Origin of the sequence: Streptomyces sp. NBC_00448 (assembly GCF_036014115.1) — a bacterium.
GTDB lineage: Bacteria > Actinomycetota > Actinomycetes > Streptomycetales > Streptomycetaceae > Actinacidiphila.
Genome location: NZ_CP107913.1, coordinates 2267180 through 2291656 on the forward strand (window position 1 = coordinate 2267180; position 24477 = coordinate 2291656).

23 protein-coding genes, 1 pseudogene and 1 riboswitch are annotated in these 24477 nt (G+C 74.2%); of the genes and pseudogenes, 13 read left to right on the forward strand and 11 right to left on the reverse strand.

Annotated features, from left to right (window positions below; all coding sequences use genetic code 11):
• Window positions 1-83: 83 nt before the first annotated feature.
• The 4 genes and pseudogenes from OG370_RS09680 to OG370_RS09695 all read left to right on the forward strand — a co-directional run bounded on the left by OG370_RS09680 (window position 84) and on the right by OG370_RS09695 (window position 3882).
• Window positions 84-1166 (forward strand): DEDDh family exonuclease, encoded by a 1083-nt coding sequence (locus OG370_RS09680; RefSeq protein ID WP_443060640.1) that lies wholly within the window; start codon window positions 84-86, stop codon window positions 1164-1166.
• 106 nt (window positions 1167-1272) lie between these two features.
• Window positions 1273-1524, forward strand: a complete 252-nt coding sequence (locus OG370_RS09685) for a hypothetical protein (RefSeq protein WP_328462599.1) — start codon at window positions 1273-1275, stop codon at window positions 1522-1524.
• A gap of 243 nt (window positions 1525-1767) precedes the next feature.
• A pseudogene (locus tag OG370_RS09690) lies at window positions 1768-3570 on the forward strand (glycoside hydrolase family 15 protein); the annotation flags it as partial.
• A gap of 45 nt (window positions 3571-3615) precedes the next feature.
• A complete protein-coding gene (locus OG370_RS09695) occupies window positions 3616-3882 on the forward strand; it encodes a hypothetical protein (protein WP_328462601.1) in 267 nt (88 codons plus the stop codon).
• Window positions 3883-3887: 5 nt separating this feature from the next.
• Here OG370_RS09695 and amaP read toward each other — a convergent pair whose 3' ends face one another.
• From amaP to OG370_RS09720, 5 genes are all read right to left on the reverse strand, one after another.
• Complete coding sequence (gene amaP / locus OG370_RS09700; protein WP_328462603.1) at window positions 3888-4484, reverse strand: alkaline shock response membrane anchor protein AmaP; 597 nt, start codon at window positions 4482-4484, stop codon at window positions 3888-3890.
• 11 nt (window positions 4485-4495) lie between these two features.
• On the reverse strand, window positions 4496-5326 hold the full coding sequence (locus OG370_RS09705; protein ID WP_328462605.1) for a DUF6286 domain-containing protein: 831 nt from the start codon (window positions 5324-5326) through the stop codon (window positions 4496-4498).
• On the reverse strand, window positions 5323-5694 hold the full coding sequence (locus OG370_RS09710; RefSeq protein ID WP_328462607.1) for an Asp23/Gls24 family envelope stress response protein: 372 nt from the start codon (window positions 5692-5694) through the stop codon (window positions 5323-5325). Before OG370_RS09710 ends, OG370_RS09705 begins: the two co-directional genes overlap by 4 nt.
• Entirely contained in the window at window positions 5694-5888 is a 195-nt protein-coding gene (locus OG370_RS09715; RefSeq protein ID WP_328462609.1) for a hypothetical protein, read from the reverse strand. The genes OG370_RS09710 and OG370_RS09715 overlap by 1 nt, the downstream gene beginning before the upstream one ends.
• A gap of 72 nt (window positions 5889-5960) precedes the next feature.
• The gene (locus tag OG370_RS09720) at window positions 5961-6458 is read right to left on the reverse strand and encodes an Asp23/Gls24 family envelope stress response protein (RefSeq protein WP_328462611.1); all 498 of its coding nucleotides are present in this window, start codon (window positions 6456-6458) and stop codon (window positions 5961-5963) included.
• Window positions 6459-6599: 141 nt separating this feature from the next.
• Here OG370_RS09720 and OG370_RS09725 point away from each other — a divergent pair, with 141 nt between their 5' ends.
• Window positions 6600-7379 carry a nucleopolyhedrovirus P10 family protein gene (locus tag OG370_RS09725; protein WP_328462613.1) on the forward strand — a complete coding sequence of 260 codons (780 nt, stop codon included), beginning with the start codon at window positions 6600-6602 and terminating at the stop codon, window positions 7377-7379.
• A 323-nt stretch (window positions 7380-7702) separates the two neighbouring features.
• Here the strand turns inward: OG370_RS09725 and OG370_RS09730 are convergent, their stop codons facing one another.
• The 3 genes from OG370_RS09730 to OG370_RS09740 all read right to left on the reverse strand — a co-directional run bounded on the left by OG370_RS09730 (window position 7703) and on the right by OG370_RS09740 (window position 10857).
• Window positions 7703-8494: an enoyl-CoA hydratase/isomerase family protein gene (locus tag OG370_RS09730; protein WP_328462615.1), complete on the reverse strand. Its 792-nt coding sequence runs from the start codon at window positions 8492-8494 to the stop codon at window positions 7703-7705.
• A gap of 152 nt (window positions 8495-8646) precedes the next feature.
• Window positions 8647-8868 carry a helix-turn-helix domain-containing protein gene (locus OG370_RS09735; protein ID WP_202232978.1) on the reverse strand — a complete coding sequence of 74 codons (222 nt, stop codon included), beginning with the start codon at window positions 8866-8868 and terminating at the stop codon, window positions 8647-8649.
• A gap of 390 nt (window positions 8869-9258) precedes the next feature.
• Entirely contained in the window at window positions 9259-10857 is a 1599-nt protein-coding gene (locus OG370_RS09740) for an ABC-F family ATP-binding cassette domain-containing protein (protein WP_328462619.1), read from the reverse strand.
• Between the two features lie 202 nt (window positions 10858-11059).
• On the opposite strand from OG370_RS09740, the gene OG370_RS09745 reads away from it, so the two are divergent.
• Window positions 11060-11347, forward strand: a complete 288-nt coding sequence (locus OG370_RS09745; RefSeq protein ID WP_443060855.1) for a VOC family protein — start codon at window positions 11060-11062, stop codon at window positions 11345-11347.
• A gap of 12 nt (window positions 11348-11359) precedes the next feature.
• Here OG370_RS09745 and OG370_RS09750 read toward each other — a convergent pair whose 3' ends face one another.
• From OG370_RS09750 to OG370_RS09760, 3 genes are all read right to left on the reverse strand, one after another.
• Window positions 11360-12811: a hypothetical protein gene (locus OG370_RS09750; protein WP_328462621.1), complete on the reverse strand. Its 1452-nt coding sequence runs from the start codon at window positions 12809-12811 to the stop codon at window positions 11360-11362.
• Between the two features lie 54 nt (window positions 12812-12865).
• Window positions 12866-13999: an alpha/beta hydrolase gene (locus OG370_RS09755; RefSeq protein ID WP_328462623.1), complete on the reverse strand. Its 1134-nt coding sequence runs from the start codon at window positions 13997-13999 to the stop codon at window positions 12866-12868.
• A 532-nt stretch (window positions 14000-14531) separates the two neighbouring features.
• On the reverse strand, window positions 14532-15215 hold the full coding sequence (locus OG370_RS09760; protein WP_443060641.1) for a class II aldolase/adducin family protein: 684 nt from the start codon (window positions 15213-15215) through the stop codon (window positions 14532-14534).
• Between the two features lie 136 nt (window positions 15216-15351).
• Here OG370_RS09760 and OG370_RS09765 point away from each other — a divergent pair, with 136 nt between their 5' ends.
• The 7 genes from OG370_RS09765 to cobO all read left to right on the forward strand — a co-directional run bounded on the left by OG370_RS09765 (window position 15352) and on the right by cobO (window position 24408).
• Window positions 15352-16740, forward strand: coding sequence for an NAD(P)/FAD-dependent oxidoreductase (locus OG370_RS09765; protein ID WP_328462627.1), 1389 nt, complete (start codon window positions 15352-15354; stop codon window positions 16738-16740).
• 201 nt (window positions 16741-16941) lie between these two features.
• Complete coding sequence (locus tag OG370_RS09770; protein WP_328462629.1) at window positions 16942-18273, forward strand: inorganic phosphate transporter; 1332 nt, start codon at window positions 16942-16944, stop codon at window positions 18271-18273.
• 11 nt (window positions 18274-18284) lie between these two features.
• Window positions 18285-18497, forward strand: coding sequence for a hypothetical protein (locus OG370_RS09775; RefSeq protein WP_328462631.1), 213 nt, complete (start codon window positions 18285-18287; stop codon window positions 18495-18497).
• Between the two features lie 393 nt (window positions 18498-18890).
• Window positions 18891-19021, forward strand: a riboswitch (cobalamin riboswitch).
• Window positions 19022-19123: 102 nt separating this feature from the next.
• Entirely contained in the window at window positions 19124-20101 is a 978-nt protein-coding gene (locus OG370_RS09780; RefSeq protein ID WP_328462633.1) for a cobalamin biosynthesis protein, read from the forward strand.
• Window positions 20098-21603, forward strand: coding sequence for a cobyric acid synthase (locus tag OG370_RS09785; RefSeq protein ID WP_328462635.1), 1506 nt, complete (start codon window positions 20098-20100; stop codon window positions 21601-21603). Before OG370_RS09780 ends, OG370_RS09785 begins: the two co-directional genes overlap by 4 nt.
• Window positions 21604-21697: 94 nt before the next feature.
• Window positions 21698-23812, forward strand: a complete 2115-nt coding sequence (locus OG370_RS09790) for a putative cobaltochelatase (protein WP_328462637.1) — start codon at window positions 21698-21700, stop codon at window positions 23810-23812.
• Window positions 23812-24408, forward strand: a complete 597-nt coding sequence (gene cobO / locus OG370_RS09795; RefSeq protein ID WP_328462639.1) for a cob(I)yrinic acid a,c-diamide adenosyltransferase — start codon at window positions 23812-23814, stop codon at window positions 24406-24408. The genes OG370_RS09790 and cobO overlap by 1 nt, the downstream gene beginning before the upstream one ends.
• The last annotated feature ends 69 nt before the right edge of the window (window positions 24409-24477 follow it).

Genomic DNA, 24477 nt, shown 5'->3' on the forward strand with positions numbered 1-24477 from the left:
ATGCCAGACGTTGTTACCCACTGGTAGAGCCGGCTTGCGCGGAGGCGGGTGGGAAACGCTGTCGGCGACGGCCCTTATCCTCAATGACCATGCTGGACAACCGGACCGAGCCGCCTCCTGCCCCCCGCGGGCCGACGCAGATGCCGATGCCGAGCCCGTCACCGACGCCGACGCCGTGGCCCTCCGGTTATCCCGGGGGATACGCCGTGGTCGACGTGGAGACCACCGGACTCAGCAGGGACGACCGGATAGTGTCCGCCGCCGTCTACCGGCTGGACGCGTACGGCGAGGTGCAGGACCACTGGTACTCGCCGGTGAACCCGCAGCGCGACCCCGGCCCGGTGTGGATTCACGGCCTCACCGGCGCGATGCTCGCGAAGGCGCCGCTCTTCCCCGAGATCGCCGACGACCTCGCCGAACGGCTGGCCGGACGCGTGCTCGTCGCGCACAACGCGGTCTTCGACTGGTCCATGCTGGCAAGGGAGTTCGCCCGCGCGCAGGCCACCGCCCCGGTCGAGCACCGGCTGTGCACGATCGTGCTGGCCAAGGAGCTGCGACTGCCGCTGGCCAACCACAAGCTGGAGACGCTCGCCGCGCACTACGGCGTGCAGCAGCGCCGGGCGCACCACGCGCTGGACGACGCCCGGGTGCTCGCCGAGGCGTTCCGTCCGAGCCTGCACCTGGCGGCGGCCGCCGAGTTGCCGCTTCCGCTGCACGCCTGCCGCCCCCTGACCGAGTGGAAGGACACCGCGGCCGGCGCCGCCCACCCCGGCCAGGACGGCCCGGTGCCGGCCCCGCGCTACGGCCGCATCCACGGCTACGGTTACGGCAACTCCGGCTGGCGCCCGGCCCGCAAGCGGCCGGCCTGCCCGTATCCGAACCCCGGGCGGCTGACGCCGGACGGGCCGCTGGTGCAGGGCATGCGGGTGGCGTTCTCCGGCGACACCGGCATCGACCGCGAACTGCTGGAGGACCGGGCCACCGACGCCGGCCTGCACGTCGCCTCCTCGGTGAGCCGCCTCACCAGCCTGCTGGTCACCAACGACCCCGACTCCCCCACCACCAAGGCGATCAAGGCACGGCAGGTGGGCACCCCGATCATCGACGAGGAGCGCTTCGCCGAGCTGCTCAAGGCGGTCAGGCCCGCCGAGGGTGTACACGGCTGACACCTGGGTGCCGTACACCGCCGTACGGGTGAAAGCGGCACCGTGGCACGCCGCCGTACCGCGAGCTGTGTTGCCCACCGGCGGGCCGTTCCGCACCCTGTGCCCCATGGCCCGTTGCGAGGTTTGCGGAAACGACTACGAGTTGAGCTTCGAGGTGCACGCCCAGGGAGTGGTGCACGTCTTCGACAGCTTCGAGTGCGCGATCCACCGGATGGCACCGATCTGCGAGCACTGCCGCGTGCAGATCGTCGGCCACGGAGTGGCGGTCGACGGCCGCTTCTACTGCTGCGCGCACTGCGCCAAGGCGGAGGGCGCGGCCGGGATCGTCGACCGGGTCGGGACGGCGGCGCCCGCCTAGGCACCGCACCAGCCTAGGCCCGCGCCGCCCAGGCTCCGCACCCGCCGAGGCGCCCTCCTCGCCCCTGCGCGCGCCGGCGCGGCCGCCCCCGCGCCGTCGCCCACCCGCGCCCCGCCGGCCGCCGGCCGCGCCGGGGTCGCCGCCGCCCGCCGTCCCACCCGGCCACCGGCCCCCCGCCGCCGAGTTGTACGGTCAAGGGGCGACTGCACCAGGTGACGGCCGACGACGGCCAGAAGAAGGCGGCGAGGCGGACACGTGGCAGCACCCATCGAGGACTACGCGATCATCGGGGACCTCCAGACCGCCGCACTCGTCGGCCGGGACGGCTCGATCGACTGGCTGTGCCTGCCCCGCTTCGACTCGGCGGCCTGCTTCGCCGCGCTGCTCGGCGACCGCGACAACGGCCGCTGGCGAATAGCCCCGGTCAACTCCTCGCACTGCGCCACCCGTTCCTACCGCGGCGACACCCTGGTCCTCGACACGGTGTGGGAGACCCCGAACGGCACCGTGAAGGTCACCGACTTCATGCCGCAGCGCGACAAGGCGCCCGACGTGATCCGCGTCGTGGAGGGCATATCCGGCGAGGTCGCCATGCACGCCGAACTGGTGCTGCGCTTCGACTACGGCAACGTGGTGCCCTGGATGCGCCGCATCGACGGCCACCGCGTGGCCACCGCCGGCCCCGACTCCGTATGGCTGCGCAGCACCCCCAACGTGCCGATGTACGGCAAGGACATGCGCACCTACGCCGACTTCACCGTCTCCGCGGGCGAGCGGGTCGGCTTCGTGCTCACCTGGAACGCCTCGCACGCCCGGCACCTGCGCAAGGTCGACCCGTTCGCGGCCCTCGACAACTGCCTCAAGGACTGGGAGTCCTGGTCCTCGCAGTGCCGCTACGAAGGCCCCTGGCGCGACGCCGTCCTGCGCTCCCTGATCACCCTCAAGGCGCTCACCTACGCCCCCAGCGGCGGCATAGCGGCCGCCGCGACCACCTCGCTGCCCGAGGAGATCGGCGGCGTCCGCAACTGGGACTACCGCTACTGCTGGCTGCGCGACGCGGCCCTGACCCTCAACGCGCTCATCGCCGGCGGCTACCTGGACGAGGCGCACGCCTGGCGGGACTGGCTGCTGCGCGCGGTCGCCGGCGACCCGGCCGACCTCCAGATCATGTACGGCATCGCGGGCGAGCGCCGGCTGCCGGAGTACGAAGTGCCCTGGCTGGCCGGCTACCAGGGCTCGGCCCCGGTCCGGATCGGCAACGCCGCCGCCGGACAGCTCCAACTCGACGTCTACGGCGAGGTGATGGACTCCCTCTTCCTCGCCGGCGAGCGCGGCCTGGCCGCCGAGTCGCACGCCTGGAACCTCCAGCGCTCCCTGATGGACTTCCTGGAGTCCAAGTGGCGCGAACCCGACGAGGGCCTGTGGGAGGTACGCGGCCCGCGCCGGCACTTCGTGCACTCCAAGGTGATGGCCTGGGTCGCCGCCGACCGCGCGGTGCGCACCATGGAGGCCCAGCCCAAACTGCGCGGCAACGTGGACAGCTGGCGCGCCATGCGCGCCCAGGTGCACGCCGAGGTGTGCGCGAAGGGCTACGACGCCGACCGCAACACCTTCACCCAGTCCTACGGCTCGCGGGAACTGGACGCGGCCACCCTGCTGATCCCGCAGGTCGGCTTCCTGCCGCCGGACGACCCCCGGGTGGTCGGCACGGTGGAGGCGGTCCGCGCCGAGCTGGACCTCGGCGGCTTCGTCCGCCGCTACAGCCCGGAGGCCGCCGGGGTGGACGGCCTGCCCGGCACCGAAGGCGCCTTCCTGGCCTGCTCGTTCTGGATGGTGGACGCCCTGCACACCACCGGGCGGCCGCAGGAGGCGAAGGACCTGTTCGAGAAGCTGCTCTCGCTGCGCAACGACGTCGGGCTGCTCGCCGAGGAGTGGGACCCGGTCGCAGGGCGGCAGTTGGGCAACTTCCCGCAGGCGTTCAGCCACATCGGCCTGGTCAACAGCGCGCTGGCGCTGACCGGCCGGCGGGAAGACACCACCGCCTGACCGACGGGGCGCCGGAGCGGCACCCCGGGGGTAGGCTCGGCCGGCGTGACGGGAATATGGGTGGGACTGTGGTGGGCCGCCGACCTGGGCGTGATGGCGTGGCTGATGATTCGCTGGGCCGTCCGCGGGCAGCGGGCCCGACGGAAGTTCATGGTCGAGTACCCGGAGAAGTACGCGGCCATGAACCGCAAGGAGCAGTCGTGGGCCGGCCCCGAGTCCTCCCGCTACATGCTCTGGATGGCGCTGGCGTTCACGGCCGCGGTGGTGCTGGTCGGGCCGATCGGCAACATGGCGATCCTCGGACGGCTGTGAGCGCGTCAGCTCACCCGGCGGGCCCGGTGGCGCACCGCGCGCAGCCGGGCCTCGGCGGGCAGCTCTTCCAGCCCGGCTGAGGTGCGGGCCCGCTCCAGCACCGAGGAGTCCAGCCCCGCCACGACCTCCTTCGGGTTGGCGTGCGGCTCCAGTCCGAGCACCAGCCGCGCCGAGGGGTTGCCGCGCTTGCCCACCAGCCGGGCGCCGGACCACGCCACCCCGTCGTACGCCTCCGCCTCCGAGCGCAGCACGTCCTCCACCGCCCGGCCGCGCAGCAGCGCGCCCTGGCCGTCGCCACTGTCCACCCGGACCTGCCGCACCCGCCGCCTGCGCGCCTGCGCGAACAGCCACCACAGGCCGATCAGCAGCAGGACCGCGAGCACCGCGATCACCACCGGCCACCACCAGCCGTCCGAGCGGTAACGGGTCCGGTCGTGCGTGCTGAGCAGCACGTCCTTCGGCCCGCTCCACGGCCACCAGTGCGGCATCGTGAAGTTCCAGTGCTTCTCCAGGTTCAGGCCGCCGACCAGGACCGACAGCCCGACCACCAGCAGCAGCAGACCGAGCAGGCCGAGCATGACCCGGTTGAGTGTGGTGCGCATGCGCCCTCTCCTCACGCCTTCTTCTCGGCCCGCTGGACGTGCACGCGCATCCCGAGCGCCTTGGCGAGCCCGAGCTGCCCGGCCGCCGTGTCCAGAGCAGCGGTCAGATCGCGCCGTACGTCGTCCAGTTCGCGGAAGTGCGAGGTGGCGCGCGCCTTGACCTTGCGGCGGCTCACCTTCACCCGCGACCAGCGCACTCCGGCGACCTCCATCGCCCGGTCGCGCAGCACCAGTTCGGCCGCGTGCCGGTCGAGCCCCGCGCGCACGCCCTGCGAGCCGCGGCGCGCCATCGGCAGCACCCCGCGCTCGCCCGGGGTGGCCGCGAGCAGCAGCAGCCACAGTCCGACCACGGCGGCCACCGCGGCGCCGACGATGATCCACACGTTGTCCAGGTGACGGGTGGCCAGTTCGCGCGCCAGCGTCTTGCGCCAGGCCATCGCCTTGCGGTCGGTGCGCACCGCGGCGATGTCGTAGAGGAACAGGCCGGTCAGCGCGGTGCAGAGGGCGGCGGTGATGGCCGCGGGGACACGGCGGCCGGACCAGAAGCGCTTGGCGCGCACCGCGCCGGGTTCACCGGCCGCCGGGGCGTACTGGATCGCGCCGGTGTCCGGCTCGGGCTCGCGCGTGTCGAGGGTGGGCAGCTTGACGGTCGGCTCGGGTTCGTCGGACCAGCCGAAGCCGCTGTCCGAGCCGGGCCGGTACGACGGGCCGGGGCCGGTGTCCGGGCCGGGGCCGTAGGACGGGCCGCCGCCCTCGCCGCCGGGGCCGCGACCGCTGTCCCCGCCGCCGGCGTCGCCGTGCCGGTCCGCGGGCCGGTCGGGACCGGAGCCGTGGTCGCTCACCGCACCCTCCCTTCGTCCTTGCGGCGGCCGGCGGCCGAGTGCAGGCGTTCGACCTCGACCGCCACCTCGGGCACCGCCATGCCGGTCAACTCCTCGACCCTGCCGGTCACATGGCGCCGCACGTTGCCGCAGACCGCGCCGATGTCGGTGGGATAGCCGAGTTCGAGGGCCAACCGCAGCCGGGCGGTCTCCTTGCGCACCGACACCGTGGCGTGCGGCCGCGCGATGTCGGGCACCAGGTCGGCGCCGGGTGCGCCGACGAGCGCCTCACCGGCGGCCTGCGCGGCGATCTTCGCGATCACCCGGTCCGCGATCCGCAGTGCGCCGCGCTCCGCGGCCGGCATCCGGGCGGGTACGGCTCCCGCCATCAGCGCCGCCGGTCACGGTCGCGGTCACGTGTCCTGAAGAACTCGCCCGGTTCGATGTCACCGTCCAGGAACTTGCCCGCCACGAATCCGACCACTCCGAGCGCCGCCACCAGCAGGAAAGCCCCGAACCCGCCGAACCATCCGGCGAATCCGAGCGCCATTCCCACGGCCAGGCCGATCACCGCCATACTCATTCCGCGCTCTCCGTCCCCTCAGCCATGACCGCCTCCGCCTGTGCTGGAACCGGGTCCGTCCCTGCGGGCCCGCTACTGGACCCGCTGCTCGCGATCGTCGTCATCGTCCTCGTCGGGCAACTTCACGTCGCCGACGGCGACATTGACCTCGACGACCTCGAGGCCGGTCATCCGCTCGACCGCCGCGATCACGTTCTCCCGTACGGCGCGGGCGACTTCGACGATCGACACGCCGTATTCGACCACGATGTCGAGGTCGAGCGCGGTCTGCACCTCGCCGACCTCGGCCTTGACCCCGCGCGACACCGAACGGCCGCCGCCGGGCACCCGGTCGCGTACCGCGCCGAACGTGCGGGACAGGCCGGTGCCCATCGCGTGCACGCCCAGGACGTCGCGAGCGGCGAGGCCGGCGATCTTCTCGACCACGCCGTCGGCGATCGTGGTACGCCCTCGGGTGGCGGGATCTCCAAGCGCCTTGCGGCCGCCCGAATTTCCCTTGTCCAGCGTCCTGCCCTCGGACAGGGAGGAGCCGTTCGGCTCCGGGGTGCCTTGCTGTGCGGTGTCAGTCATCGCGAGTCGTCCCTCCGTCTGGGCTGCTCCGTGCTCCACACTATGTGCGCATGCCCCCGCACGCGTGGGGGATGCGGCGAGTGGGTTGTCGCCGACCCCCCATCCGAGTGGTCGGCCCGCGGGAGGCGAGGCGTGGTGTCCATGGACCGGCTGGCTCGGACGGTACGGGAGCAGGTCGCGCTGGGTCGGCTGCTGCCGCTCGGCGGGCCCGAGGACGCGGCGTGGATCACCGAACGGACGGCCGTGGCGGCTCTGCGGACGGTCTGCGCGGCGCTGCCGGGAGTACGGCTCGGCCGGGTGGACGTCCTGCCGGCTGCGAACGGCGACGGCGCCGACGAGCCGGACCTGCCCGCGGCCGCCCCGCTCGGCGCGCTGCCGCACCGACCGCTGCGGATCAAGGCCGGGTTCGAGGCCGTGGTGGGCGAGCCGCTGCCGGTCATGGCCGAGCGGCTGCGGACCGCGCTGTTCGCCGCCGCGGGCGAGGACGGGTTGGGGTTGCCGGTGCGGGTCGTGGACCTCGCGGTCACCGGGCTGATCGACGATCCCGAGGCGCCGTCCGCCGCGGTCGGGGCCGGCCGCGGCCGGACGGAGTTGGAAGGTGACGGCGCGGACGACGAGGAGAGCGGGCAGAACGGCGTCCAGGGCACCGCGGAAGCGGCGCGGGCCGCGGAGGCCGCGGTGCGGGCGGTGCCGGGGGTCGCCCGCTTGACGCGGCGGCTGACCGGGCGGGGCGGGGTGCGTGTCCGCGACACCGAGGCGCCGGCCGGGCCGGCCCGGCACGTTCAGCTCCAGATCGCCACGGCGCGGTCCTTCCGCCCGCTCGCCGTCGCCCGCGAAGCCGCCACCGCGGCCACCACCGCCACCACCCCGGGCGCCCCCGGCCCCGTCTCCACAGCCGTCATCATCACCGACATCACATAAACGGTGCCCCCGACCCCCCCGGCTGCCCTGGTCCTGTCGGTTGAGGGGCCCTCTCCCGGTGGTGGGCGAACGGGGGTACCTCCCAGGCGAAGCGCTGGGGGAGCGCCGTTCCCCGCGCCCCTGAACAGCTGCGGCCCCTTCCGCGAAAAGAACCCTCCAAACCCAGGGGCGCCGGGGGTACCTCCCAGACGAAGCTCGGGGGGAAACTGCGCGACCAGCAGGCCGCCGGCCTGCGGCCGGGAAGACCCCGGAACCCCGAGGGCGGGAGGCACCCCCCACCGGCAGGTGGTCCCTCAGCCGACAGGACAGGGGCACCCTGGGGGTCAGTCACCCGCACCCGCGAGGTCGCGGAGGCGGCGCCCTTGAGCCGCACGCTCGGCCGCGCGCTGGGCGGCCTCCGGCTCGCTCAGCGCGGAACGCAACAACGCCTTGGTCTCGATCACCGCATCCCGCGGCGCCGCCAATACCGCCGCGACCAGATCCGCCACCGTCTCGTCCAGTTCCGCCGCGGGCACCACCACGTTCGCGAGCCCGCACCGCGCGGCCTCCTCGGCGCGCACGAACCGCCCGGTCAGACAGATCTCGACGGCCCGGCCGTACCCGACCAGCTGGACCAGCGGCTTCGTGCCGGTGAGGTCGGGCACCAGCCCGAGCGAGGTCTCCCGCATGGCGAACTGCACGTCATCCGCGCAGACCCGCATGTCGCAGGCGAGGGCGAGCTGGAAACCGGCGCCGATCGCATGCCCCTGAACAGCGGCGACCGTGACGAGATCGGCGCGCCGCCACCAGGTGAACGCCTCCTGGAACCCCGCGACGGCCTTGTCGAGCTGCTGCTCGCTGCCGCGCACGAGGTCGAGGAAGGACGGCTCGCCGTCGAAGCCCTCCGGAGTGAACGCGCGCCGGTCGAGTCCGGCGGAGAAGGACACGCCCTCGCCACGCAGTACCGCGACCCGTACGCTCCCCGGCAGCAGCCGGCCCGCCTCGGCCAGGGCCCGCCAGAGGGCGGGCGTCTGGGCGTTGCGCTTGGCCGGGTTGCAGAGGGTGATGTGTGCGACGGCGCCGTCCAGGGTGAGCCGGACTCCGTCGCGTTCGAGCAGGACGTGGGCATCGGGCATCGGGCACCTCCGAGCGGACCGCGGACATGATTACCGAAGGGTAACCACTCGGTCGGCTCGCCGGACGGACGGGTGCCCGTTCATGCCCCGGGGCGATGGGGGACGCTGCTCGCGTCCGCTCCACCCCCGCCCGCGGGAATTCCCCGCGGGGATCAGGCCGCGGTGGCCTTCTTGCCCCGCGTGGCGCCGCCGCGACCGCGCAGGGCCACGCCCGACTCGCTCAGCATCCGGTGCACGAACCCGTAGGAACGGCCGGTCTCCTCGGCCAGGGCTCGAATACTCGCACCGGAGTCGTACTTCTTCTTCAGGTCTGCCGCGAGCTTCTCGCGCGCGGCGCCGGTCACCCGGCTGCCCTTCTTCAGAGTCTCGGCCACCCGTGCCTCCTCCAGGGAAGTGCGCTATGGACTCTCATGATCACCCCTAACCACGTTCCTGGCCACCCATTCGACAAGGTCCATCCCCGTACATTCAGCGTCTGAATGCCCTGATAGCCCCGGCAGAACCCGGTGCGCGCGCTATTTCCGGGTCGCCAATTCCGTACCGAGATCACAGCTTCGGGAATACCGGCAGGTCAGCCGGGTCCGTAAGGAGTTTCCCGACGTCACGGCACTGAACGCCGGGCCGGGCCGGCCGTCGGCCGGGGTGAGGGGGCGGTACGAGACCGACTCATACAGATGAAGGATCAACGATGGGCCGAATGATCGATTCGGCATGATCATCCGGCCCAACGGCGCAGTACGGGGCCGCGTCGCCCCGCGGCCGGCTCAGGCCAGCGCGACCAGGTCGGCGTACTCCTGGCTCCACAGGTCCTCGACCCCGTCGGGCAGCATGATGATCCGCTCGGGTTCGAGCGCGTGGACCGCGCCCTCGTCGTGGGTGACCAGCACGACCGCGCCGGAGAAGGTGTGCAGCGCGCCCAGGATCTCCTCGCGGCTGGCCGGGTCGAGGTTGTTGGTGGGCTCGTCGAGCAGCAGGACGTTCGCGCTGGAGACGACGAGCGCGGCCAGCGCCAGCCGGGTCTTCTCGCCGCCGGACAGCACCCGGGCGGGCTTGTCCACGTCGTCGCCGGAGAAGAGGAAGGAGCCGAGGATCTTGCGGATCTCGACCAGGTCGGTGTCGGGCGCGGAGGACCGCATGTTCTCCAGCACGGTGCGGTCCGGGTCGAGAGTCTCGTGCTCCTGGGCGTAGTAGCCGAGCTTGAGGCCGTGGCCGGGGGTGACGTCGCCGGTGTCGGGCTTCTCCACACCGGCCAGCAGCCGCAGCAAGGTGGTCTTGCCGGCGCCGTTCAGCCCGAGGATGACCACCCGCGAGCCGCGGTCGATGGCCAGGTCGACGTCGGTGAAGATCTCCAGCGAGCCGTAGGACTTGGACAGCCCGGCGGCCATCAGCGGGGTCTTGCCGCACGGCGCGGGGTCGGGGAAGCGCAGTTTCGCGACCTTGTCGGCCTGCCGGACCTCTTCCAGGCCGGAGAGCAGCTTCTCCGCGCGGCGCGCCATGTTCTGCGCGGCGACGGTCTTGGTGGCCTTGGCGCGCATCTTGTCGGCCTGTGAATTCAGCGCGGCCGCCTTCTTCTCGGCATTCGCGCGCTCGCGGTGGCGGCGCTTCTCGTCGGCTTCGCGCTGCTGCTGGTAGAGCTTCCAGCCCATGTTGTAGACGTCGATACGGGAGCGGTTGGCGTCGAGATAGAACACCTTGTTGACGACGGTCTCGATGAGGTCCGCGTCGTGGGAGATGACGATGAATCCGCCGCGGTAGGTCCTGAGGTAGTCCCGCAGCCAGGTGATGGAGTCGGCGTCGAGGTGGTTGGTGGGCTCGTCGAGCAGGAGGGTGTCCGCGTCGGAGAAGAGGATGCGGGCCAGTTCCACCCGGCGGCGCTGGCCGCCGGACAGGGTGCGCAGCGGCTGGCCGAGCACCCGGTCGGGCAGGCCCAGCGCGGCGGCGATGGTGGCGGCCTCGGCCTCGGCGGCGTATCCGCCCTTGGTGAGGAATTCGGTTTCCAGCCGCGCGTATTTCTTCATCGCGTTCTCGCGGGTGGCGCCTTTCCCGCTGGCCATCCGCTCCTCGTTCTCGCGCATTTTGCGCAGCACGACGTCGAGGCCGCGGGCGGACAGCACCCGGTCGCTGGCGAGGATGTCGAGGTCGCCGCTGCGAGGGTCCTGCGGGAGGTAGCCGACCTCGCCGGAGTTGGTGACGCTTCCGGCGGCGGGCTGGCCCTCGCCGGCCAGCACCTTGGTGAGGGTGGTCTTGCCCGCGCCGTTCCGGCCGACCAGGCCGATGCGGTCGCCCTTGGCGACACGGAAGGAGGCGGACTCGATGAGGACGCGGGCGCCGGCGCGCAACTCGATGCCGGTGGCAGTGATCACGTGGAAAAGCTCCAGAGCGATGGGCGCCGCGAGGGGCGGCAGCGGAGGACGAGATACCCGGGGCGCAGCGGCGCGAAGGCGTCGGAAGCCGGCCCGCGGACGGCGGTCGGAGCGGGCGTCGTAACCGATGGGCCCGGACCGATGAGTCAGGACCGATGGGTCGACGCCGCGGCTGGTCGACGCGGCTAATCGAGGAGCAGAACTGCCATGGGTCCATTCTACGGGTGCTCCGCAACCGCTTTTCCCGGCTCCGCGCCGGCCGCGCAGCTGGGGCGCGTTCGGGCAGGCCACCAAGCACCTGGGCCCCACCTCGGTGTACGTGGTGGTCGCCGACCCCGACGCGCACTACGCCCGTACGGTCGCGGCCGGCGCCAGGATCGTGATGCCCCTCACCGACACCGACTACGGCTCGCGCGACCACATCGCCGGCGACGCGGAGGGGAACCTGTGGTGCTTCGGCACCTACGCCCCCGAACTCCCCTCGCCCTGACGCCTGTTCCCCTCACGCCTCCCCGGTGTGCACCTGGAACGCGGCCTTGCGCACCGCCTTGGCGAGCGCGGGGTCGGGGTGCGCGGCGGCGAGCGCGACCAGGACCTGCACGGTGCGCGGGTGGCCGGCCAGGCGGACCTCCTGGAGCAACCCGGGCACCGAGCCCTGTACGGCCGTCTCCAGATGGCTGACGAGCAGGTGGTCGTCGCCGTGGTCGGCGACCGCGGCCGCGGTGTCCACCCACAGCCAGGTGGCCTCCTCGCGGGTCAGCAGCGCGGTCGCGGTGTCCGGGTCGCCGCCGTCCAACTCCGCGAGCCACAGCACCGCGTAGGGGCGCAGCGTCGGCTCGTTGACGACCGCGCGCACCGCCGGCTCGGCCGGGTCGCCGACCACCCGCAGTGCCTCGAAGGCCAGCCCGCGCAGCAGCGCGTCCTCGCCGCGGGCGGTCTCCAGCAGTTCGGCGACGGCCGGCGAGACCGGGCGGGCGGCCAGCCAGGCGCGGTACTCGGTGCGGGCCGGCCCCGGGGAGAGCCGGGCGCAGGCGCGCAGCATCGTGTCGGCGGACTGCTCCATGTTCCCGGCCGGGCCCTGGGCGGCCACGCAGATCTGCTCCAGCTTGACCCACACCGCCCAGCTGCCGAGCGCGGTCAGCGCCGCCTCGTCGGGGCGCTTCGGGTCGCGCGGGCGCAGCGCCCCCACGTCGGTGGCGGCGTCCAGCACCCACTCCAGAAGTGCGGGCAGCGGGTCGCCCGCGGCGGGCGGTTCGTGCCGCTCGGTGCGCAGTTCGGCGACGCGCTGCCGCAGCAGGTCCAGCAGGGTGTCGAGCGGCACCGGGCCCTGCGACAGGTGCAGGAAGGAGAGCAACTGGGGTGCGGCCTCGATGACTTCGGCGACCAGCGCGGGGTCGGCGCCGAGCGAGCCGCCACCGTTGCCGGTGCCGGTGCCGGCCGTGCCGCCGGCGCCTTCCGTGCCGTGCGGACCCGCCCCGCCGCCCGCCTCCGTGTCGGGCGGCGGGAGGAACGGGTGGGCGAGCGACCACGCGTCGAACAGCGCGACCCAGCCGCGCAGGACCGCGGTGTCGTCGGTGTCCCAGGCCCGCAGCCGCCAGCCGGGACGGGCGGCGCCGCGGTGCAGTTCGATCAGGCCGGAGAGCCGGGCCCGGTCCCAGGCGGCACGGATCTGGCCGGGCGTCAGGCCGAGGACCGCGGCGGCCTCGCGCACGGTGGCGTCCGGCAGTATCCCGGTCGGGCCCGCGGTGCCGGGGCCGGTGCCGGCCCAGCGTGCGAGGCGTACGGCGGCGGCGAGTTCGGCCCTGGCGAAGCGGGCGAGTTCGGGGATCGAGGGGGTGCCCTCGGGGGGGCGCGCCGGTCGCGACCTGCGCGTCGTGGCGGTCCTGCGGGCCGCGGTGAGCGGCCGGCGGGGGACGAGGCGGAGCGGAGTGTCTCGCGGGATACGGGACGTCACCTGATCAGTCTCGCCGCTCGGCGCCCATAATCCCAAACCCGACTGTGAACGCGCTCACATGAGCGGGGTGAGAAAGCGGCGCAGCGTCTCCTCGTAGACCGCCGGGTCGGCGTTCCACATCGCGGTGTGCGCGGCCCCCGGCACCGGGTGCAGGGCCACCTTGCCGGGGTAGCGGTCCGCGAGCGCCCGGGACGCGGACCAGGGCGCGAAGGTGTCGTCGGGGCCGTGCACGATCAGCGTCGGTACGGTGAGCCCGGCCGGCACGGCCGGTTCCGCGGCCGCCTCCGTATGCCGCGTGCCGCGCAGCCCCGTACGGCCCTCCGCGGCGCGCACGGCGAGCGGGGTCAGCACGCGGGGCAGGCGGCGCGAGCGCACCGCGGCGGTGACCGTGGCGCGCCAGTCGAGCACCGGCGAGTCGAGGACCAGGCCGACGACCTTTCCGGCCACCGGCGAGCGGTGCAGGGCACGCAGCGCCATCGCGGCGCCGCTCGACCAGCCGTAGAGCACGAGTCCGCGGGCGCCGTGCTCCACCGCGAACCGCATCGCCGCGTCCAGGTCGCGCCACTCGGTGGCGCCGAGGTGCCCGATGCGGTCCGGGGACGCGGGGGCGCCGGGGTCGTTGCGGTACGACGGGATCAGGACCGGCAGCCGGAAGCGGTGCAGTGCGGGCAGCACGGACAGGGCCTGCTCGCGGGTGGCTCCGACGCCGTGCACCGCGACCACCCAGGTGGAGCGGTCGCCGGGCAGGTACCAGGCCGGCATCGGGCCCAGCTCCCCCGGGACCTGCGGCTCGCCGAAGTCCAATCCGCGCGCGCCGCGCGGGTCGCCGGTGTACGCCTGCGGGGTCATCCGGACGAACGCGCCCGCGGCCAGCGAGCCCTTGTCCACGCGGGTCAGGGTGCGGGTGACGGAGTGGCCGCGGTCGCCGACCGCGACCACCGGTCCGACGGTGGCGTGCACGCCCGCGCCGGTCAGGCCGTACACGCCCGGGCGCTCCGATGCGGGGGTGCGGGTGAGGACGACCTCGTCCGGGGTCACGCTGCGTACCGTGATCAGGCTTTCCGGGGCGGGGCCCGCGACCGCCGGGTTCAGGGCGAACCCGGAGCCGTACCGGCCCGCCGCCAATGCGGCTGCGCCGGCACCCACCACCGTTGTGGCCGCCGCGGCCACCGCGTATCGAAGGCGCATCGCCCCCAGTCTCGGCCCCCCACGTTCGGGCCGCCACCGGACCCACCCGGGCGCCCGCGTCCCGTCCGCCCCGGACCACCCCTCGGTGGGTGCTTCTCCGGGCTACGCGCCGCTACGGTCCCGCTCTCCACCCCGACCACCGGCCGGTGGCGGGCTTGTCGCGCAGTTCCCCGCGCCCCTGGGTCACTGCCCCTTCCGGTCCTACCCCCACCACCGCCCGGTGACCGGTTGCCCGCGCAGTTCCCCGCGCCCCTGGGTGACTGCCCCTTACGGTCGTGCCTTCACCCCGGGCTGGTGGCCTGCTGGTCGCGCAGCTCTCCCCCGGAGATTCGTGCCCCTGGAGGGTGAGCGTCCTTCCGCGGAAGGAGCCGCAGTTGTTCAGGGGCGCGGGGAACTGCGCGCGCGACCACGGTGCATACCGCGAGGTGGAGGACGACCGCAAGGGGCACCGTCATGGGGGCGCGGGGAACGGCGCGGGGACCCTTCACCGAGGGGTGGTCCCGGGGCGGACGGGACGGGGGCACCCGGGGGGTCAGGGCTGACCGTAACCCGTGAACTTGGTGGCCGCGGCGGCCAGTTCGGCGGGGGAAAGGGTCGCGGGGGTGCCGCCGGTGGAGGCGGCGGCGAGCCACACCCGGCACATCCACTCCAGTTGCGCCCCGCGGTCGTACGCGCGGTCGAGGGTGTCGCCGAGACTGATCATCCCGTGGTTGCGCATGATGCAGGCCCCGCGGTCGCCGCGCAGCGCGTGGAGAACGGCGTCGGCCAGCTCGGGTGTGCCGTAGAGGGCGTAGTCCGCGACCCGCACCGGCCCCCCGAGCTCCGCGGCCATGTAGTGGATCGCGGGCAGCTCGGCGACCAGCGTGGAGACCGCGGTGGCGTGCGGCGCGTGCGTGTGCACGATCGCCCGCGCGGAGGTGCCGCGGTAGACCGCGAGGTGCAGCGGGAGTTCGCTGGTGGGCCGGAGCAGCCCGCGCACCTGCCGCCCGGTGGCGAGGTCGACGCCGACCACGTCGTCGGGGCCGAGCCGGTGGTACGGCACACCGGTCGGGGTGACGAGCACCAGGTCGTCGCCGACGAGGGCGGAGACGTTGCCGGAGGTGCCGACCACCAGGCCGTCGGCGACGGTGCGGCGGGCCGCGTCGACCACGTCCGACCAGGTCTTCTGTTCCGCGTTGTGCACAGGGTGCCCCTTACTGCCGTTGGTGCCGCGCATGACGGTTCGAGGGTGCCGCGGACCGTTGCCGAGCCCCCCGGACCGGCAGTAGCGTCCCCACACCACCCACGGCGTGCCCGGGCGGCGCGCCGGGCACACGTGAGCCGACACGGAATCACGGAATCGCGGGAACCTCATGGGCACGGTCAACGGCGGCATCTCGTTCTGGTACGCGGACACGGGCGTTCCGGTGCCGCGCGGGCCGCTTCCCGGCGACGCGGACGCCGACGTGGTGATCGTGGGCGGCGGCTACACCGGGCTGTGGACGGCGTACTACCTGAAGAAGGCGGCGCCCTCCTTGCGGATCACCGTGCTGGAGGCCCGGTTCTGCGGGTACGGCGCCTCGGGCCGCAACGGCGGGTGGCTCTACAACGGCGTGGCGGGCCGGGACCGCTACGCGGCGCTGCACGGCCACCGGGCCGCGCTGTCGCTCCAGCAGGCGATGAACGACACCGTCGGCGAGGTGGTCCGGGTCGCCGGTCGGGAGGGGATCGAGGCCGACATCCACCACGGTGGAGTACTCGAAGTGGCCTACTCCCCCGCCCAGTCGGCGCGTCTGAAGGCGTACCACGAGGCGGAGGTCTCGTTCGGGGAGAAGGACCGGCTGCTGCTGGGGGCGGCCGAGACGGCAGAGCGGGTGCGGGTGGCCGGCGCGGTCGGCGGCACCTGGACCCCGTACGGCGCGCGGGTGCACCCGGCGAAGCTGGTGCGGGGGCTGGCCGCCGTGGTGGAGCGGCTGGGCGTGACCGTGCACGAGGGCACCGCGGTGACCGCGATCCACCCGGGGCGGGTGGCGACCCCGTACGGGACGGTCCGGGCGCGGTACGTGCTGCGCTGCACCGAGGGCTTCACCGCGGGCCTGCGCGGGCAGCGGCGGACCTGGCTGCCGATGAACTCCTCGATGATCGCGACCGAGCCGCTGCCCGAGCCGGTGTGGGCGACGATCGGCTGGGAGGGCCGGGAGGTGCTCGGCGACATGGCGCACGCGTACGTGTACGCGCAGCGCACCGCCGACGGCCGGATCGCGCTGGGCGGGCGCGGGGTGCCGTACCGGTTCGGGTCGCGGACCGACAGCGACGGGAGCACGTCGGCGGCGACGGTGGCCGCGCTGCGGGAGATCCTGGTCCGGATGTTCCCGGCGGCGGCCGGGGTCGCGGTCGATCACGCCTGGTCGGGCATGCTGGGGGTGCCGCGGGACTGGTGCGCGGGCGTGCACCTGGACCGTACGACGGGGACCGGCTGGGCGGGCGGGTACGTCGGCAGCGGGGTGGCGACGTCGAACCTGGCCGCGCGCACCCTGCGGGACCTGGTGCTGCTGGACTGCGGACAGGGCGGGCCCACCGGGCTGACCGCGCTGCCGTGGGTGGGGCACCGGGTGCGGCGCTGGGAGCCGGAGCCGCTCAGATGGGCGGCGGTGCGCGGGATCTACGCGGCCTACCGTGGTGCGGACCGGCGCGAGGCGCGGGGGCGCAGCGCCGCCACGGACCCGGTGGCGCGCTGGGCGGACCGGCTGTCCGGGCACTGATCGAGGCTCGCTTCGCTGCGGTAAGGGATCGCAGGACGAGCTGGGGTGAAGCTGTGCGTATCTGCGCCGACCTCTTCCCGATCCCCCTCCGTTCACCGATGATTCATGTCGGCACCGCGAGTCCGCCGCGAGTTCACCTTCCGTTCATGAATGATCCGTACGTTCGCCTCGCCCCTGCCCGACCGAACGATTGCTGGGCCCATGGAACACATCACGCTCCTGATCGGACTCGTGATCGCCACCGCTCTCGTCTTCGACTTCACCAACGGCTTCCACGACACCGCCAACGCGATGGCCACCACCATCTCGACCGGTGCGCTCGGCCCCCGCGTCGCGGTGGGAATGTCAGCCGTACTCAACCTGGTCGGCGCCTTCCTGTCGGTGGAGGTCGCCAAGACGATCTCCGGCGGGATCGTCGACGAGTCGGCCGGAATCAGACCCGCGATGATCTTCGCCGCGCTGGTCGGCGCGATCGTGTGGAACCTGGTGACCTGGCTGGCCGGGCTCCCCTCCAGCTCCTCGCACGCCCTCTTCGGCGGACTGATCGGCGCCACCCTCGTCTCGGTCGGCGCCCACGGCGTCAATGGTGACGCGGTCGTCACCAAGGTGATCATCCCGGCGGTCGCCGCGCCCGTCGTGGCCGGACTCGCCTCGATGCTCGCCACCCGGCTCACCTACCGGCTCGGCCGTAACGCCGATCCCGCAGCCACCTCGCGCGGCTACCGGGCCGGGCAGATCGCCTCCGCCGGGCTCGTCTCGCTCGCGCACGGCACCAACGACGCCCAGAAGACCATGGGCGTCATCACCCTCACGCTCATCGCCGGCGGCTCGCTGGCCCCCGGCTCCAACCCGCCGCTGTGGGTCATCTGCTCCGCCGGCACCGCCATAGCGCTCGGCACCTACATCGGCGGCTGGCGGATCATCCGCACCGTCGGCCGCGGCATCACCGACATCCAGCCGCAGCAGGGTTTCGCGGCGCAGACCGGCGCCGCGGCGACCATCCTCGCCTCCTCCCACCTCGGCTTCGCGCTGTCCACCACCCAGGTCTGCACCGGGTCGGTACTGGGCGCCGGGCTCGGCCGCACCGGGGCGGTGGTCCGCTGGGGCACCGCCGGGCGGATGGTCGCCGCCTGGGGGCTGACCCTGCCGGCGGCCGGCCTGGTCGCGGGCGGCGCCGCCTACCTCGCCGACCGCGGCACCTGGGGTGTCACCACGGTCGGGGTGCTCGGCCTCGCGGTGTGCGTGGTGGTCCGTACGGCGGCCCGCCGCAAGCCGGTCACGCACGCGAACGTCAACGAGCCCGTGGGTGCGGTGGCCACGACGCAGGAGGCTGCGGCCGCGGAGGCGCCCGCCCCCATATCCGCCCCGGCCGTACCGGCCGTCCAGATCGTCCCGGTGACCGTCGCCGACACCACGGCGGCTCCCGCCGTTCCCGCGCCTCCCGCGCACACCCCCTCCCCCGACGTGCCGCCCGCCGGCCCGGTGATCCCCGCCGTCGTGCCGCCTGCCGCCTCCACTCCCACCACGGTCTGAAAGGGCACGTCATGAGCATCGACTGGCACGCGCTCGGCACGGTCTTCGCCGTCACCCTCCTGTCCACGGTCGGCCTCGTGGGCGTCTTCACGCTCGGGATCGTCGGGTTGTCCCGGCGGGGCGGTACCGGCGGCACCGCGGTGCTCACCCGCACCGGTGCGTATGTCTGTTTCGCCGCATGTGCTGCCGCCGTCGCCTACGGAATCCACCTCATCGCCGGGTAGCCCTGCGGGGGGCCGCGCCCTACGTGAGTGCGGCTCCCTCCCCTGGCGCCCCCAGGCCCTGCCCCTTGCGGTCGACGTTCATCTCGCGGTCCACGGTGGCTTGTCGCGCAGTTCCCCGCGCCCCTTCGGGGACGCGCAGGCCGGTGGCCTGCTGCTCGCGGAGTTCTCCGCCCAGAGCCTCGCCTGGGTTTGTGGCGCTCTTTTCGCGGAGGAAGCCGCAGCTACCCAAGGGCCGCGTGGGGGTACCTCCCAGCCGAAGCTCTGGGGGAGAACGGCGCGGGCAGCCCGCCACCGGGAGGTGGTCCCTGAATCCGCAGGCAGGGGCACTCGGGGGGTCGGTTGACGGGCTTTCCGCGGGCGTGGTGAACTGCCGGGAGCCATACGGCGGCAGGAGAGGAAGTCGGTGCGAATCCGACGCGGTCCCGCCACTGTCACCGGGGAGTGCACTCCCGACCCTGTAGGTCACGGCCGGTTCGCCCGGCTGGAAGGCCCGGGAGTGCGTAGATCCGGGAGCCAGGAGACTCTCACCGCCGGTCACGTCGAGCCAGGGCGCGGACCCTGAGTGAGGACTTCGCGATGCCCTGCACGCAGGCCGCCGGCCGTTCGGCCGCCGAGACGACCCGGACATGACCCGTGCCGACCGCGCCTTCGCATACGGCGCCACGCTCGGCTTCCTCGGCGACCTCCTGATCGGCGACCCGCGCCGCGGCCACCCGGTGGCCGGGTTCGGGCGGGCCGCGGGGGCCCTGGAGAAGCGGCTGTGGCGCGACGACCGAGGCACCGGAACCGCGTACGCGGCGCTGTGCGTCGGCGGCGCCGTGGCCGCCGCCGCGCTGACGGAGCGGGCGGTGCGCGGCCGCCCTGCGCTGTCCGTAGCGCTGACCGCCGCCACCACCTGGTCCGTACTCGGCGGCACCTCGCTCGCACGGGAGGCCCGCACCATCGGCGCGGCGCTGGAGGCGGGGGACGTGGCCGCCGCCCGCGCCCGGCTGCCGCACCTGTGCGGGCGGGACCCGGCCGCGCTGGACGCCGACGCGATCGCCCGCGCGGTCGTGGAGTCGGTCGCGGAGAACACCTCGGACGCGGTGGTCGGCGCGCTCGTGTGGGGCGGCCTGGCCGGTGTGCCCGGGCTGGTCGGCTTCCGCGCCGCCAACACCCTGGACGCGATGGTCGGCCACCGCTCCCCGCGCCACCTGCGGTTCGGGTGGGCCGCCGCGCGGCTGGACGACGCCGTCGGCTACCCGGGCGCCCGGCTCACCGCCGGGCTCGCCGCGCTGGCCGGACCGTATCCGCGGACCGCACTGGCCACCGCGAGGCGCGACGGGCCGCGCCACCCCTCGCCCAACGCGGGCCCGGTCGAGGCCGCATTCGCGGGGGCGCTGCGGCTGCGGCTGGGCGGCACCCTGTCGTACGGCGGCCGCACCGAGCACCGCCCGGTGCTGGGCGCCGGGTTCCGCCCGCCCGCGCCGGCCGACATCCGGCGCGCGGTCCGGCTGTCCCGCCGGGTCGGCGCGCTGGCGCTGGGCGCGTCGGTGCTGCTGTCGGCGGCACGCGGAGCGCGCCGGGCGGCGCCCGCGGCCACGACCGAGGGAGGCACGGCGTGAAGGGGTTGCTGGTCGCCGGGACCGGCTCGGACACCGGCAAGAGCGTGGTGACCGCCGGGATCTGCCGGTGGCTGACCCGGCAGGGCCTGCGGGTCGCGCCGTTCAAGGGCCAGAACATGTCGCTCAACTCGTACGTCACCCGGGAGGGCGCCGAGATCGGCCGGGCGCAGGCGATGCAGGCGCAGGCCGCCCGGGTGGAGCCGTCGGCGCTGATGAACCCGGTGCTGCTCAAGCCCGGCGGCGAACACAGCAGCCAGGTGGTGGTGCTGGGCAAGCCGGTCGGCGAGCTGAGCGCCCGCGGCTACCACGGCGGCCGGCAGGCCGAGTTGCTGGGCACCGTGGTGGAGTGCCTGGAGGAGCTGGGCCGCGGCCATGACGCCGTGATCTGCGAGGGCGCGGGCAGCCCCGCCGAGATCAACCTGCGCCGCACCGACATCGTCAACATGGCCGTGGCCAGGAGCGCCGGGCTGCCGGTGATGGTGGTCGGCGACATCGACCGCGGCGGCGTCTTCGCGTCGTTCTACGGCACGACGGCGCTGCTCGCGCCGGAGGACCAGCGACTGGTCGCGGGGTACCTGGTGAACAAGTTCCGCGGCGACGTGTCCCTGCTCCAGCCGGGCCTGGACATGCTGCGCGGCCTCACCGGCCGCCCCACCCTCGGCGTGCTCCCCTTCGCCCACGGCCTGGGCATCGACGAGGAGGACGGGCTGCGGGTGTCGCTGCGCGGAGCCGTGCGCGAGTCCGCGGTCGAAGCGCCGTACGGCGACGAGGTGTTGCGGGTGGCGGTGGCCGCGCTTCCACTGATGTCGAACTTCACCGACCTCGACGCGCTCGCCGCCGAGCCCGGTGTGGTGGTGCGGTTCGTGGATCGCCCGGACGAACTCGCCGACGCCGACCTGGTGGTGCTGCCCGGCACCCGCGGCACCGTCCGCGCGCTGGCCTGGCTGCGCGAACGGGGCCTGGCCGACGCGGTCCGCCGGCGTGCCGCCGAGGGCCGCCCCGTGCTCGGCGTCTGCGGCGGCTTCCAACTCCTCGCCGAACGCATCGAGGACGACGTGGAGTCGAAGGCCGGTACGGTCGCGGGCCTCGGCCTGCTGCCGGCCCGGGTCCGCTTCGCCCGCGAGAAGACCCTCGCCCGCCCGGAGGGCACGCAGTACGGCGAGCCGGTGCGCGGCTACGAGATCCACCACGGGGTGGCCGAACTCCTGGGCGGCGACGAGCCGTTCCTCGACGGCTGCCGGGTCGGCGCGGTGTGGGGCACGCACTGGCACGGCTCGCTGGAGAGCGACGGCTTCCGGCGGGCGTTCCTCACGCGGGTGGCCGCGGCGGCCGGGCGGCGGTTCGTGCCGGCCCCGGACACCCGCTTCGAGGCGCTGCGGGAAGGCCAGTTGGAGCGGTTGGCCGATCTGATCGAGGAGCACGCCGACACCGGCGCGCTGCTGCGGCTGATCGAGCAGGGCCCGCCGGACGGCCTGCCGTTCCTGCCGCCGGGGGCGCCGTGACCGCGTTCACCCCCGCCCACGCGTCACAGCAGGGTGGGTGCGAGCCCACCTCCGACCGATCGAACGTCTTCTCACTCGAAGGAGTGACCACTTCATGAGCATTCCCTATCCGTTCTCGGCGATCGTCGGCCAGGAGGATCTACGGTTGGGGCTGCTGCTCAACGCGATCAACCCATCAGTGGGTGGCATCCTCGTCCGAGGCGAGAAGGGGACGGCCAAAACCACGACCGTCCGCGCGCTCGCCTCGCTGCTGCCCGATCTCGCGGTGGTTCCCGGCTGCCGGTTCAGCTGCGCCCCCGCCGCCCCGGACCCGGACTGCCCGGACGGGCCGCACCCGGTGGACGAGGAAGGGGTACAGCGCCCCGCGCGGCTGGTCGAGTTGCCGGTGGGCGCCTCGGAGGACCGGCTGGTCGGCGCGCTCGACATCGAACGGGCCCTCGCCGAGGGGGTGAAGGCGTTCGAGCCCGGGCTGCTGGCCGACGCGCACCGGGGGATTCTGTACGTCGACGAGGTCAACCTGCTCCATGACCACCTCGTGGACGTCCTGCTGGACGCCGCCGCGACGGGGGCGAGTTACGTGGAGCGCGAGGGCGTGTCGGTGCGGCACGCGGCGCGCTTCCTGCTGGTGGGCACGATGAACCCGGAAGAGGGCGAGCTGCGGCCGCAGTTGCTCGACCGGTTCGGGCTGACGGTGGAGGTCACCGCCTCGCGCGAGACCGACCAGCGGGTGGAGGTCGTACGGCGGCGGCTGGCGTACGACGCGGACCCGGCGCGGTTCGCGGCACGGTGGGCGGCCGACGAGCAGGAGATGCGCGAACGGATATCGGCCGCACGGGAGTTGCTGCCGTCGGTGGTCCTCGGGGACGCGGCGCTGCGGCAGATCGCGGCGACGTGTGCTGCGTTCGAGGTGGACGGGATGCGCGCGGACATCGTGATGGCGCGGACCGCGACCGCGCTGGCGGCGTGGGCGGGCCGCACGGAGGTGACGGACCCGGACGTACGGCAGGCCGCGCTGCTGGCGCTGCCGCACCGGCGGCGCCGCAATCCGTTCGACGCGCCCGGCCTCGACGAGGAGAAGCTGGACGAGACGCTGGAGCGGGCGCGGCAGGAGGCGGAGCGGGCCGAGGCCGAGGGCCGGGACCTGCAGGACGACCCGGAGCCCGACCCAGATCCCGGCTCCGATCCGGACGGCGGCCCTGACGACGGCGGGCCCGACGGCGGTGGCGGGGTGCCGCCGCAGCGCGACCCGGGCGCGGACCCCGCGGCCGGCTCCCCCGCTCCGGACGGCGGGTCCGACCCCGCTGCCCCGAACCCGGGCACCGGCACGGAATCGGGAGCGGACACGGGAGCGGGAGCCGGCTCCGCGCTCGCCGCCGCCTCCGAGCAGCCGCCGTCCGCCGCCGGGGAACCGTACAAGACAAGGACGTTGACCGTGCCCGGGCTGGGTGAGGGCGCGGCGGGGCGGCGCTCGCGGGCCCGGACGGCGCACGGGCGCACCACGGGGGCCGAGCAGCCGCACGGCCGGCTGGCGGCCCTGCACCTGACGGCGACCGTACGGGCGGCGGCGCCGCACCAGCGGGCGCGGGGCCGCGACGGGCGCGGCCTGGTGGTGCGGCGGGAGGATCTGCGGCAGGCGGTGCGGGAGGGCCGGGAGGGCAACCTCGTGCTGTTCGTGGTGGACGCGTCGGGTTCGATGGCGGCGCGGCGGCGGATGGGCGCGGTGAAGGGCGCGGTGCTGTCGCTGCTGCTGGACGCGTACCAGCGGCGGGACAAGGTCGGCCTGGTGACGTTCCGGGGCGCGGGCGCGGAGTTGGCGCTGCCGCCGACGTCGTCGGTGGACGCGGGCGCGGCGCGGCTGGAGAAGCTGCCGACCGGGGGCCGTACGCCGTTGGCCGCGGGGCTGCTGCGGGCGCACGAGGTGCTGCGGGTGGAGCGGCTGCGGGACCCCTCGCGGCGGCCGCTGCTGGTGGTGGTGACCGACGGGCGGGCCACCGGCGGACCCGAGCCGCTGCCGCGGGCGGCGCGCGCGGCCCGACTGCTGGCCGCGTCCGGTGCGGCGTCGGTGGTGGTGGACTGCGAGGACGGTCCGGTACGGCTGGGCCTGGCGGGCGCGCTGGCACGGGAGTTGGGCGCCACCGCGGTGACGCTGCAGGAGTTGCGGGCCGACACGGTGTCCGCGCTGGTCAAGGACGTACGGAGGGCCGCGTAATGCCGCAGGGACAGCCGAGTGTGGTGCCGGAGGACGGGCTGACGACGCGTCAGCGCCGCAACCGGCCGTTGACGATCGTGCACACCGGTCCGGGCAAGGGCAAGTCGACGGCCGCGTTCGGGCTGGCGCTGCGGGCCTGGAACCAGGGCTGGCCGGTCGGGGTGTTCCAGTTCGTCAAGTCGGCGAAGTGGAAGGTCGGGGAGGAGCGCGCGCTGAGGGTGCTGGGTGCCTCGGGCGAGGGAGGCACGGTCGCCTGGCACAAGATGGGCGAGGGCTGGTCGTGGGTGCAGCGCGACCTCGCCTCCAGCGAGGAGGCGGCCCGGGAGGGCTGGGAGCAGGTCAAGCGGGACCTGGCCGCGGAGACCTACCGGCTGTACGTACTGGACGAGTTCGCGTACCCGATGCACTGGGGATGGGTGCCGGTGGACGAGGTGGTGCGGGTGCTGCGGGACCGTCCCGGCAGCCAGCACGTGGTCGTCACCGGGCGCAACGCACCGGCCGAACTGCTCGACCACGCGGACCTGGTGACCGAGATGGCGAAGGTCAAGCACCCGATGGACACCGGGCAGAAGGGGCAGCGGGGGATCGAGTGGTGAGCGAGGACGCCGGTACGGCGGCGGGCGGGACGGCGCGCAGGGCTGCGGATTCCGCCACGGGTACGGGTA

What these genes read in the sequence shown, in the direction of transcription:
- OG370_RS09680 (WP_443060640.1), top strand. Translation starts at nt 84, where the DNA reads ATGACCATGCTGGACAACCGGACCGAGCCGCCTCCTGCCCCCCGCGGG.
- OG370_RS09685 (WP_328462599.1), top strand. Translation starts at nt 1,273, where the DNA reads ATGGCCCGTTGCGAGGTTTGCGGAAACGACTACGAGTTGAGCTTCGAG.
- amaP (WP_328462603.1), bottom strand. Translation starts at nt 4,484, where the DNA reads ATGCGCACCACACTCAACCGGGTCATGCTCGGCCTGCTCGGTCTGCTG.
- OG370_RS09710 (WP_328462607.1), bottom strand. Translation starts at nt 5,694, where the DNA reads ATGGCGGGAGCCGTACCCGCCCGGATGCCGGCCGCGGAGCGCGGCGCA.
- OG370_RS09715 (WP_328462609.1), bottom strand. Translation starts at nt 5,888, where the DNA reads ATGAGTATGGCGGTGATCGGCCTGGCCGTGGGAATGGCGCTCGGATTC.
- OG370_RS09720 (WP_328462611.1), bottom strand. Translation starts at nt 6,458, where the DNA reads ATGACTGACACCGCACAGCAAGGCACCCCGGAGCCGAACGGCTCCTCC.
- OG370_RS09725 (WP_328462613.1), top strand. Translation starts at nt 6,600, where the DNA reads ATGGACCGGCTGGCTCGGACGGTACGGGAGCAGGTCGCGCTGGGTCGG.
- OG370_RS09730 (WP_328462615.1), bottom strand. Translation starts at nt 8,494, where the DNA reads ATGCCCGATGCCCACGTCCTGCTCGAACGCGACGGAGTCCGGCTCACC.
- OG370_RS09755 (WP_328462623.1), bottom strand. Translation starts at nt 13,999, where the DNA reads ATGCGCCTTCGATACGCGGTGGCCGCGGCGGCCACAACGGTGGTGGGT.
- OG370_RS09760 (WP_443060641.1), bottom strand. Translation starts at nt 15,215, where the DNA reads ATGCGCGGCACCAACGGCAGTAAGGGGCACCCTGTGCACAACGCGGAA.
- OG370_RS09765 (WP_328462627.1), top strand. Translation starts at nt 15,352, where the DNA reads ATGGGCACGGTCAACGGCGGCATCTCGTTCTGGTACGCGGACACGGGC.
- OG370_RS09770 (WP_328462629.1), top strand. Translation starts at nt 16,942, where the DNA reads ATGGAACACATCACGCTCCTGATCGGACTCGTGATCGCCACCGCTCTC.
- OG370_RS09775 (WP_328462631.1), top strand. Translation starts at nt 18,285, where the DNA reads ATGAGCATCGACTGGCACGCGCTCGGCACGGTCTTCGCCGTCACCCTC.
- OG370_RS09780 (WP_328462633.1), top strand. Translation starts at nt 19,124, where the DNA reads ATGACCCGTGCCGACCGCGCCTTCGCATACGGCGCCACGCTCGGCTTC.
- OG370_RS09790 (WP_328462637.1), top strand. Translation starts at nt 21,698, where the DNA reads ATGAGCATTCCCTATCCGTTCTCGGCGATCGTCGGCCAGGAGGATCTA.
- cobO (WP_328462639.1), top strand. Translation starts at nt 23,812, where the DNA reads ATGCCGCAGGGACAGCCGAGTGTGGTGCCGGAGGACGGGCTGACGACG.